Origin of the sequence: Rathayibacter sp. AY2B7 (assembly GCF_002931635.1) — a bacterium.
GTDB lineage: Bacteria > Actinomycetota > Actinomycetes > Actinomycetales > Microbacteriaceae > Rathayibacter.
The window spans coordinates 35,344-42,705 of sequence record NZ_PSUC01000014.1; the positions used below are offsets into that span (position 1 = coordinate 35,344).

Consider the following 7,362-nt stretch of genomic DNA (forward strand, 5'->3'; position numbering starts at 1 on the left):
AGGTGAGCTTAGGCCGACCTAAATGCTCTGTGACCCCCTTGCGCCGCCGCCGGGAATGGTTCGTGCCCGGAGCGGCAGCGCGGTCAGGTGCACGTCGCGGAGCGCTCCGTCGTCGGCGACGGCCGTCAGGAAGGTGCAGGCCGGCTGGCGCCTCCGATCCGTCGGGGAGCCCGGATTGAGCAGGCGGAGACCCGCCGGGGAGACGGTGTCCCAGGGGATGTGGCTGTGCCCGAAGACGAGCACGTCGGCACCCGGATGGGCGGCGTCGGCGCGGGTCTCGCGGCCGGTCGCCGCTCCGGTCTCGTGCACCACGCGGACGTCGAGGCCGGCGACGCGGGCGCGCGCGACCTCGGGCAGGCGAGCGCGCAGCGGCTCCGGATCGTTGTTGCCCCACACGGCCAGCAGGAGCGCCGCCCGCTCCTCCAGCGCGTCCAGTGTCGCCTCGTCGACCCAGTCGCCCGCATGCACGACCAGGTCGGCCTCGTCGACCGCGCGCCACACCTCGTCCGGGAGGGCCTTCGCCCGCTTCGGGAGGTGCGTGTCGGCGAGCAGGAGGAGGCGGACCGGGCCGTCGACCTCGGGCGGAGCGCCGTCGCGCCCGGGCTGGAGCAGGGGCATCAGCGGGCGGGGCCGGGCGTCGGCTCCACTCCGCCGTCGGCGCCGGGCTCGGTCGCAGTGCCGGAACTGCGGAGGCGGGCGTCGAGCGCCTCGAGGTCGGCGGCGAACCAGAGGTGGTCGCCGCGGTTCGACTCGACGACGAAGGCCTGCAGCGCGCTCGACTCCGCCACCGGTCCGCTGACGTCGCCGAGGATCACCAACCGCTTGCCGTACGAGACGAACTTCTGCACGAACTCCCCGGCGATCCCGGAGCGCAGGCGGAGGAACTCGGGGTCCAGCCGCACGACGGGCACCACGATCGTCTCGACGTCGCCGCCGTAGGTCTCGCCGATCAGCGCGATCGCGTCGTCCGGGGTCGAGAGCGCGCCTCCGTCGTCGTCGACGAGCAGGAGGGGGACGCCCTGGCGGGTCTCGGTTCTCATCGGGCCAGCCAATCACGTCGGCCGGGGAGAGGCGAGCGGTGCCGTCCGGGCCTCCGCTCGGATCGTCCCCTCCTGGGCCGGCCGTGCTCGCGGGACACGCCGATCAGACGTCCGGACGGGCTGCCCGCGCCGCCGCTACGAGCCCGGCAGCTCGACGCGGAGCTTGAAGCCCACGTGCGAGTCGACGAAGCCCAGGCGCAGGTAGAAGCGGTGGGCGTCGGTGCGGGCGGCGTCCGAGGTCAGCTGGACGAGCGGCGTGCGGAGCTCGATCGCAGCGACGTCCAGCACCCAGCGCATCAGGGCCGTGCCGATCCCCGCCGACCGCTCGGCGCTCGCCACCCGGACCGCTTCGACGAGCAGGCGGGAGCTGCCGCGGCGCGCCATCCCGGGGATCACGGTCAGCTGCAGCGTCCCGACCACGGCTCCGGCGCCGTCCACCGCGACCACGAGATCGTTGCCCGGGTCCTGCGCGATGCTCCGGAAGGCGGCCTCGTAGGCGGCCTCGTCCTCGTCGGCGGCGACGTCTCCGCGCCCGGCGCTGATCGGGTCGTCGGAGAGGAGCCGGACGAGCGCGGGGAGGTCGTCGAGCACCGCGCGGCGGAGGAGGAGGCTCCTCTCCCCGGGGCCGGCGTCGCAGGGGAGGGTCAGGTCGGCGATCATGCCCTCATCCTCCCTCTGCTCCACGGCGGGAGCGGTCGTCGGAGGCGGGCAGGACGCGGCTGAGAGCGGCAGGGGGATCCTGGTGCCCGGTCCGCACGTCCACGCGCCGCGTCCCGCAGCCGACGCAGCGGACGTACACGACGACGCCCTCGCTGGTCCGGTGGGCCGACTCGGTCGTCCAGCCGTGCTCGTGCGGATCGACGGCGGGGGCGAGCGGCTCGGAGGGGTGCGGGGAGGGAGTGGAGGTGCGCATAGGAGTCACTGTGCTGTCATGGTCTTATGCAGCTCAACCCTTACGGCGAGTACGCGGTCCTGCTCGCCGCCTCCCTCGCGAACGACTGGCCGTCCGACCGCGCGGGCATCGAGGCGCGCACGCGCGAGTTCGGCATGACGATGGCCTTCGAGTCCGGCCCGGACGACCACGCCCGGACGCGCGACGTGATCGACGAGTGGCTGGAAGTGGTCGACGCGCCGACTCCGAGCGACCGGGCGACGTCGCTGAACCGCCAGATGGCCGCGATCGCCGCGTACCCGCGCCTGACCGATCACGACGACGAGGGCTGGCACCTGCACTACCGCGACCAGGACCAGTCCCTGGCTCACGTCCTCCACGCCGTCATCGCGGTCGGCACGGCGCTGCACCTGACGACCCGGGGGATGAGCCGCCTCCTGCGGTGCGAGGCCGGTCGGTCGCCGGGCGACCACTGCAGGAATGTCGTCGTCGACGTGACGCGGAACGGCCGGCAGCAATACTGCTCCGTCCGCTGCGCGAACCGGGCCGCGGTCCGGCGGCACCGCCTGCGGCACGCGGACTGAGTCCGCGCGGCCCCGTCACTCCGCCGCGTCGCCGCCCGGCTTCATCCAGAACGGGGAGTAGTGGTAGCCGTCGAGGTCGTCGAACTGGCGCTGGTACATGAAGGAGTAGTCGTCGGTGCCGCCGATCCGGCCTCCCGCGGCAGCGGCCCGCTCGACGAGCTCGTCGACGGCCGCGCGGCTGTCGAGGTCGAACGAGACGGTCACCTTCGAGGGGGTGCCGGGGGCGCCGATCAGCTCCTCGGTGGCGCCGACGCTCTCGTACATCGCGCGGCTCGCCAGCATGACGGACGTGTCGGGACCGATCGCGAAGCAGGAGACGTCCTCGCGGGACATCTCGGCGTTCAGGGTCCAGCCGAGCGCGGTGTAGAAGGCGGTGGCGCGCTCGACGTCGTCGACCGGGCAGGTGATGAAGAGGCTCATGCGCTCACCCTCGCCACCTGCGGGCGGGCCGTCAAGAGCTCGGCGAGGGAACTCCGGACGGCCCGCCGGGACTCAGCGGAACGACCGCAGCCGCAGGCTGTTCAGCACGACGAAGACGCTCGAGAACGCCATCGCGGCGCCGGCCACGAGCGGCCCCAGGAGTCCGGCCATCGCGAGCGGGATCGCGGCCACGTTGTAGGCGAAGGCCCAGAAGAGGTTGCCCCGGATGACCGCGAGGGTGCGGCGCCCGAGGCGCAGGGCGTCGGGCACCCGGCCGAGGTCGTCGCCGACGAGCGTGATGTCGCTCGCCTCGATCGCCGCGTCCGATCCGGCGCCCATCGCGATCCCCACGTCCGCGGCGGCCAGCGCGGCGGCGTCGTTCACACCGTCGCCGACGAAGGCGACGTGGCGGCCCTCCGCACGGAGGCGCTCGATCACGGCGAGCTTCTCCTCCGGCAGCACCTCGGCGACGACCTCGTCGATGCCGACGGCCGAGGCGACGGCCTGCGCCGCCCGCGGGTTGTCGCCGGTCAGCACCATCACCCGCAGGCCCCGCTCGCGCAGGGCGCGGACGGTGCGGGACGCCTCCGGCCTCGGCTCGTCGCGGAGGACCGCGAAGCCGCGCAGCGCCCCCTCCCAGCCGACGCCGACGACGGTGCCGCCCTCGGCGGTCGCTCGCTCGGCGCGCTCGGTGAGACCGCCCGGCGCGAAGCCCCACTGCTCCTCCAGCCAGCGCAGCCGGCCGGCGACGACCAGGCGGCCCTCGACCCGGGCGCGCACGCCGAACCCGGTGCTGGAGCGGAATGCGGTCGCCTCGGGGACCTCGAGGTGCGCGGCCCCGGCCACGATCGCCGCGGCGAGCGGATGCTCCGACCCGCGCTCGACGGCGGCGAGCATCCGCAGGCTCTCGTCGTCGCTGGACTCGACGACCTGGAACGCGCCGGTGGTCAGCGTGCCGGTCTTGTCGAGCACGACCGTGTCGATGCGGCGCCCGGCCTCGAGCACCTCCGGCCCGCGGAGGAGGATCCCGAGCTGGGAGCCGCGGCCGGTGCCGACGAGGACGGCGGTCGGGGTGGCCAGGCCCAGCGCGCACGGGCACGCGACAACGAGGACGGCGACGGCGGGAGAGACGGCGGCGGCGAGGTCGGCGCCGGCGATCAGCCAGCCGGCGAGGGTGGCCAGGGCGAGCACCACCACGACCGGCACGAAGACGGAGGAGACGCGGTCGGCGAGCCGCTGGACGCGCGCCTTGCCGGCCTGCGCGTCCGAGACGAGGCGGCCCATCCGCGCGAGCGTGGTCTCGGAGCCGACGCGGTCGACGCGGACGGTGAGCAGGCCGTGCGCGTTGAGCACTCCGCCGGTCACGGTCGAGCCGGGGCCGACCTCGACCGGCACGCTCTCGCCGGTGAGCATGCTCGCGTCGATCGCGCTCGAGCCCTCGAGCACGGTGCCGTCGGCGGCGACGGTCTCGCCGGGGCGCACGCGGAGGACGTCGCCGACGGCGAGCGAGGACGCGGGCACGCGCTCCTCCTGTCCGTCGGCGGCGACGCGCACGGCGTCCTTCGCGCCGAGGCGGAGGAGCGCCCGGAGCGCCGCACCGGCGTCGCGCTTCGACCGCGCCTCCAGGTAGCGGCCGGCCAGCACGAGGACGGGGACGGCGGCGGCGACCTCGAGGTAGATCTCGTCGTGGCCGGAGCGGCTGCCCAGCAGCTCGAACGGCATGCTCATGCCGGGCCGCCCCGCGTCGCCGAGGAACAGAGCCCAGACCGACCAGGCGAAGGAGGCGCTGACACCGAGGCTGATCAGGGTGTCCATGGTGGTGGAGCCGTGCCGCAGCGCCCGCCAGGCGTTGCGGTGGAAGGGGAGCGCGCCCCAGACCGCGACCGGTGAGGCGAGGGCGAGGCACAGCCACTGCCAGTTCGCGAACTGCAGCGGCGGGATCATCGAGAGCAGGACCACCGGCACGGCGAGCAGCGCGGAGACGCGGAGCCGGGTGCGCAGGGCGCGCCGCTCGCGGTCGTCGTCGCTCTGCTCCTCCTGCTCCTCCGTGGGAGCCGCCTCGCCGGTGGAGGGGACCGTCGCGCTGTAGCCCGCGGCCTCGACGGCGGCGATCGCGTCGGCCGGAGTCGTGCCGGGCGGGAGGGTCAGCGTCGCGCGCTCGAGGGCGAGGTTGACGGTCGCGTGGACGCCGGGGAGCGCGTCGAGGCGCTTCTCGACCCGCGCGACGCAGGAGGCGCAGGTCATCCCTCCGATGGCGAGCTCGAGCGGGGTGCCGGTGGTCTCGGTCACGTCAGCTCAGGGGAGCGAGGCGGTAGCCCGCGTCGGCGACGGCGGCGGCGATCTCCTCGCGGCCGAGCGGCCGGGAGGAGCCGACCGTGACGGTCGAGACCCCGTCGGGGGCGAGGGACACGTCGACCGCCGAGACCTCGGGGTAGGCGGCGAGCTCCTCGGTGACGCTGCGGACGCAGTGCTCGCAGGTCATGCCCGCGACGCCGAAGCTCTGCACGGACGCGGCCGACAGGGAACCCTGCGCCGGGTGGCCGCCATCGGAGCGGCCAGAGCCGTGGCCGCCGCACGCGCAGGCGCCGCCTCCGCCGCAGCCGCACCCTCCCGTCGATCCGCTCGCGGTCAGGCCGAGGTCGATCCTGGTGCTCATGGGTCCTCCTGTGTGGTGCGTCCGGTCCGATCCGGTCGATCGGCCCGGTGGGCGTCCGGTCGGCACGCCGGTCACGGCATACCCCCGGGGGGTACTCCATGGTAAGCCCGCCGAGCCCTCTCGGCAAGGCGGGAGGGCGGAGGAGGGATGATCTCAGGGGCGGCTCGGAGCCGCGCGAGGAGGGAGGGGCGCATGGATCCCGCATCGACGCCGCACTGGGGCGAGCCCCCGCCGCGCACGCCGCCGGCGGTCCCGCTGCCCCCGCGCACGCGGTTCGAGCCGACCGCGCTGCTCGCCGCGCCCCTGCCCGCCCCGGCCGCCGTCCGGGCCCGGGTCCGTCAGGCCGCCCCGGAGCGGCAGCGCCGGCTGGCGGCGCTCGCCGCCGTCACCGAGGGGTTCGCCGTCCTGCGCACTCCCGAGCTCGCCCGGGCGCTGCGCCGGATCGCGGCACCCGCCTCCGCCGCTCCGGCCGCCGCCGCCGCGGTGCTGGCCGTCGGCCGCGACGGACTCGAACTCGCCGCCGAGCGCGCAGACGCCCTGCGCATCGCCGAGTGGGATCGGATCGTCTCGGTGGGCGTCGGCACCTCGCCCTCGGGTGCCCACCGGGTCCGCGCACTGGTCCTGGCGGTCCTCGCCCCGCCGCCCGCCTCCGCCGTCCTGCGTGCGGCGAGGCGGCGCCCGCGCACCGTCCTCGTGCCCCTGGTCGTCGCCGCCCCGGCCGCCCTCGGCTGGCGCGTGGCCGACGACCGCACGTTCCTCCTCGCTCTCGACCGCCTCCAGCGCGCCCTCGAGGAGCGTGCCCGGTGAGGGCGCGGTTCCGCTTCGCCCTCGCGGCCGTCGCCGTGCTCGGCCTGGGCCTGGCGCTGCGGTTCGTGCTCACGGGGCTGCTCGCCGACCTCGCCGGCGGAGTGGCCTACGTCGTCCTGGTGGCGCTGCTGATCGCGGTGCTCCTGCCGCGCATCCCGGGCGTGACGGCTGCCGGGATCGCGCTGGCCTGGTCGATCGCGATGGAGCAGCTGCAGGCGATCGGAGTCGCGGGGCGCCTGGTCGAGCTGTGGGCGCCGCTCCGCCTCGTCGTCGGCACCACCTTCTCCTGGCTCGACATCGCGGCCTACGTCCTCGGCGCGGTCGTCGCCGCGGCCGTGCACCTCGCTGTCGCTCCGCGCGAGCAGTCCGCCTGACGGGAGGCCGCGCCCGGCGTCTCCCGCTCGCCTCGTCAGCGGGGCTCCCGCGGGGCGTCCCGGCGTCCGCCGAGGCGCCGGCCTCGCCCACCGGACCGCCGAGGTGTTCGTGCGCTCCCCGAGGCGCCGCCGTCCCCGCGGTGCCTCGCCGGCGGACGCGGTGTCTCGCCGCAGGAGCGACGCCGACCGGAGGAGCGACGCCGACCGCCGGAGCGGCGCGGTCCCTCCGCCCCCGCGCCCCTGATTAGGGTGAAGCCATGAGCGAGCCGGCACTCCCCGAGACGACGGCCCCGCACGACCACCGCCGCGACCGGCGCATCCCCGAGCCGGTCGACCGGTTCGCCACCGGCGAGGAGTACCCCGAGTACCGCGTCGACCTGGAGCGGATCCGCTTCTCGCCGTACTTCGCCCGACTCTCCGCGGTGACCCAGGTCATCTCGCCCTCCGGCGTCGGCCAGGTCGTGCACAACCGGCTCACGCACTCGATCAAGGTCACCGCGGTCGCCCGCGCGATCGCGATGCAGCTGACCACCACCGATCCCGCCCAGCGCGAGCTGGTCGAGCGGCTCGGCGGCTGCGACCCGGTGGT

At 75.4% G+C, this 7,362-nt stretch carries 10 protein-coding genes and 1 pseudogene; 4 read left to right on the forward strand and 7 right to left on the reverse strand.

Annotated elements, in window-relative coordinates:
* Positions 1-18: 18 nt before the first annotated feature.
* From C5C27_RS04655 to C5C27_RS04670, 4 genes are all read right to left on the reverse strand, one after another.
* Positions 19-618 (reverse strand): metallophosphoesterase, encoded by a 600-nt coding sequence (locus tag C5C27_RS04655; protein ID WP_104313745.1) that lies wholly within the window; start codon positions 616-618, stop codon positions 19-21.
* Positions 618-1,040 carry a DUF4180 domain-containing protein gene (locus C5C27_RS04660; protein ID WP_104237796.1) on the reverse strand — a complete coding sequence of 141 codons (423 nt, stop codon included), beginning with the start codon at positions 1,038-1,040 and terminating at the stop codon, positions 618-620. Before C5C27_RS04660 ends, C5C27_RS04655 begins: the two co-directional genes overlap by 1 nt.
* A 135-nt stretch (positions 1,041-1,175) precedes the next feature.
* Complete coding sequence (locus tag C5C27_RS04665) at positions 1,176-1,700, reverse strand: GNAT family N-acetyltransferase (RefSeq protein WP_104313746.1); 525 nt, start codon at positions 1,698-1,700, stop codon at positions 1,176-1,178.
* Between the two features lie 4 nt (positions 1,701-1,704).
* Complete coding sequence (locus C5C27_RS04670; RefSeq protein ID WP_104233452.1) at positions 1,705-1,953, reverse strand: hypothetical protein; 249 nt, start codon at positions 1,951-1,953, stop codon at positions 1,705-1,707.
* A gap of 26 nt (positions 1,954-1,979) precedes the next feature.
* On the opposite strand from C5C27_RS04670, the gene C5C27_RS04675 reads away from it, so the two are divergent.
* Complete coding sequence (locus C5C27_RS04675; RefSeq protein WP_104313747.1) at positions 1,980-2,516, forward strand: CGNR zinc finger domain-containing protein; 537 nt, start codon at positions 1,980-1,982, stop codon at positions 2,514-2,516.
* Between the two features lie 15 nt (positions 2,517-2,531).
* Here the strand turns inward: C5C27_RS04675 and C5C27_RS04680 are convergent, their stop codons facing one another.
* The 3 genes from C5C27_RS04680 to C5C27_RS18490 form a co-directional block, all read right to left on the reverse strand.
* Entirely contained in the window at positions 2,532-2,936 is a 405-nt protein-coding gene (locus C5C27_RS04680; protein WP_104313748.1) for a VOC family protein, read from the reverse strand.
* Positions 2,937-3,008: 72 nt separating this feature from the next.
* The gene (locus C5C27_RS04685; RefSeq protein ID WP_258066500.1) at positions 3,009-5,225 is read right to left on the reverse strand and encodes a cation-translocating P-type ATPase; all 2,217 of its coding nucleotides are present in this window, start codon (positions 5,223-5,225) and stop codon (positions 3,009-3,011) included.
* Position 5,226: 1 nt separating this feature from the next.
* Positions 5,227-5,592 (reverse strand): heavy-metal-associated domain-containing protein, encoded by a 366-nt coding sequence (locus tag C5C27_RS18490; protein ID WP_104237794.1) that lies wholly within the window; start codon positions 5,590-5,592, stop codon positions 5,227-5,229.
* A gap of 192 nt (positions 5,593-5,784) precedes the next feature.
* Here C5C27_RS18490 and C5C27_RS17925 point away from each other — a divergent pair, with 192 nt between their 5' ends.
* From C5C27_RS17925 to C5C27_RS18495, 3 genes and pseudogenes are all read left to right on the forward strand, one after another.
* Positions 5,785-6,399 carry a hypothetical protein gene (locus tag C5C27_RS17925; protein ID WP_181067801.1) on the forward strand — a complete coding sequence of 205 codons (615 nt, stop codon included), beginning with the start codon at positions 5,785-5,787 and terminating at the stop codon, positions 6,397-6,399.
* Positions 6,396-6,773: a DUF2809 domain-containing protein gene (locus tag C5C27_RS17930; protein ID WP_181133449.1), complete on the forward strand. Its 378-nt coding sequence runs from the start codon at positions 6,396-6,398 to the stop codon at positions 6,771-6,773. Before C5C27_RS17925 ends, C5C27_RS17930 begins: the two co-directional genes overlap by 4 nt.
* Before the next feature lie 257 nt (positions 6,774-7,030).
* A pseudogene (locus tag C5C27_RS18495) lies at positions 7,031-7,362 on the forward strand (hypothetical protein); the annotation flags it as partial.

Coding starts and splice junctions, on each gene's coding strand:
- C5C27_RS04675 (WP_104313747.1), top strand. CDS start 1,980: ATGCAGCTCAACCCTTACGGCGAGTACGCGGTCCTGCTCGCCGCCTCC.
- C5C27_RS04655 (WP_104313745.1), bottom strand. CDS start 618: ATGCCCCTGCTCCAGCCCGGGCGCGACGGCGCTCCGCCCGAGGTCGAC.
- C5C27_RS17925 (WP_181067801.1), top strand. CDS start 5,785: ATGGATCCCGCATCGACGCCGCACTGGGGCGAGCCCCCGCCGCGCACG.
- C5C27_RS04665 (WP_104313746.1), bottom strand. CDS start 1,700: ATGATCGCCGACCTGACCCTCCCCTGCGACGCCGGCCCCGGGGAGAGG.
- C5C27_RS04660 (WP_104237796.1), bottom strand. CDS start 1,040: ATGAGAACCGAGACCCGCCAGGGCGTCCCCCTCCTGCTCGTCGACGAC.
- C5C27_RS04670 (WP_104233452.1), bottom strand. CDS start 1,953: ATGCGCACCTCCACTCCCTCCCCGCACCCCTCCGAGCCGCTCGCCCCC.
- C5C27_RS18490 (WP_104237794.1), bottom strand. CDS start 5,592: ATGAGCACCAGGATCGACCTCGGCCTGACCGCGAGCGGATCGACGGGA.
- C5C27_RS04680 (WP_104313748.1), bottom strand. CDS start 2,936: ATGAGCCTCTTCATCACCTGCCCGGTCGACGACGTCGAGCGCGCCACC.